The organism is Frankia sp. CcWB3 (genome assembly GCF_977927595.1).
In genome coordinates this window covers 1,487-3,342 of record NZ_CDWRCK010000358.1, presented here as the reverse complement: position 1 = coordinate 3,342, position 1,856 = coordinate 1,487, and the positions used below count along the sequence as shown (strand labels likewise).

1 protein-coding gene and 1 pseudogene are annotated in these 1,856 nt (G+C 65.6%); both read right to left on the bottom strand.

Translation table 11 applies throughout. The features are described 5' to 3' along the window. A pseudogene (locus tag ACY5KJ_RS19040) lies at window positions 1-237 on the bottom strand (hypothetical protein); the annotation flags it as partial. Between the two features lie 588 nt (window positions 238-825). After that, window positions 826-1,587 (bottom strand): ribonuclease BN, encoded by a 762-nt coding sequence (locus ACY5KJ_RS19035; protein ID WP_462204009.1) that lies wholly within the window; start codon window positions 1,585-1,587, stop codon window positions 826-828. Window positions 1,588-1,856: the final 269 nt, after the last annotated feature.

Below are 1,856 nucleotides of genomic sequence, written 5' to 3'. Positions count from 1 at the left end.
AGGGACGGGAGAGGCGGGAGAGGCGGCGGGCCCCCGACCGACCGGACCAGACCGGGCGGACAGGCCCCGGCGGGCGCCGGACAGACCGGGTTTCGGCCGCACCGCCGGGCGTGGCCACCACCGGCGCCGGATGACAGCGCGCTCGTTCGCCTCGGGCGGCGCGTTTCCCCCCCGCCGCCCGTCGGCGTGGCGCCCGGCCGAGGTGCCCGATGCCCCGGTCCCGCTCGAGATACTCATGATCCCTATCGTCTCCCGATGGGTCGCTTGCTACGGCGCTCAGGATCTGGAGACGATAAACCGCCCCGTCACAGACGTTCCTCGGGCCACCCGGTCGTAGCCGGGCCGAGCCTCGGGGTGGTCACGCGGAGAGGGCACCGAGTCGCGGACGAGAGCCAGGCAGGCGTCCCCCGGCCGGCCGGGAAGGACGACCTGGACGATCTCCGCCCGAACGTCTAGACATACCAGGCAGATTGGCTCACATACGACATTTAGGCAGTTAACTCACTTATCACTCCCATCCGGACGGAGGTGGCCCTGTGAGGTCGATCCGCGGTCTGCTTGTCCTGCACTGCCGCTGCGGCCATGCGCGTCATGACCACGAGCACTACCGGCCCGGCTCGGATTGCGGCCGATGCGGGTGCCCGGCTTGGACCCTATGGAGGCGACGTTGACGCCCTGAACCTAGAGTAAGACGGCAGGACGCCGGTCGACCAGATCAGCCGCTCACACGGCGTCACCTCTTGCTGTCCGCCAGACACGATCAACACCAGGTCACACGTCATTGGCCCTTGTAGCCCTCGGCATCGATCCGCGCACCGGCTCATCTCATGATTTCCGGGCTTGGTCTCGGCCCATCCTCCTCCCGATATGAAACTTTCTGAGGATGCCGGCGACCGACAGCTCGGTGTCGAGATACCACGTGCCGACGATTACCCCTCCGATGAGGACAACACCGAAACCGATCAGCCACGACAGGATGGTGAACACAACCCCGATCCCGCCATAGCTACGCTCGTTCGCCACGATCGAAGCCGAGAATGCCAGCCGGCTGACGACACCCAGACCAGTCAGGCCGATCGTCGTGAACAGGGCTGTCGGCCACGAGTCCCGCCAGCTCATCCGGCCGATGGTGAGCACCCGGACCCCGACCCACAAGAAGAGCGCCAGGATCACGGTGGCTACCAGGCCGTAGCAGACCTGACCAGCCACGGTGCCGGTGAGCAGCGCCCCGAGACTCGTGGTAGCGACAAGAAAGAAGATCAGTCCGCAGAGCCAGACGACCTGGGCCAGTAGGCCGCGTAGCCCGAATGGCTTCAGCCTGAAGACCCGCACATAAATGGACTGGACGGACGCAGCCAGACTCAGTCCGCCAATTATCAGCCAGAGCACTCCCAGTACTGTCCAGCCAGTGATGACGGTTCCGCTCCGCGGGGTAAAGAGTCGTTCCACGGCCATCGCCGCATCATGGCTCAACCCCATGCGCGCGATGATTATGTCCGCCGCACCGCCCTGCCGCAGCGGCGACAGCGCCGCCAGCGTGATGACAAAAGGAAAGAAAATCATCAGGATCATCGCGGCGAGATTCATCGCCCTGTTAATCAGATCCGCCTCATGTAGTCTGGACGCCAGGTCTCCTACCGAGGACTGCCCTGCACGCACCCGGGCTGTCCCGACGCGCGCACAGAGCGTCCTGATTGGCTGCCGCAGCGCGCCGCTGCGGTGAGCGCCAGCGCCGCCAGACGGCCGCGACGCAAGATTGTTATTACTCGTACGCCAGCTCCGGGGCATGGCGTCCTCCCCACAGCACCGGGTTCATCGCCGGATCCGCCGAATGCCCTATGGGGACGTAATGAAGT

What these genes read in the sequence shown, in the direction of transcription:
- ACY5KJ_RS19035 (WP_462204009.1), bottom strand. Translation starts at nt 1,587, where the DNA reads ATGAATCTCGCCGCGATGATCCTGATGATTTTCTTTCCTTTTGTCATC.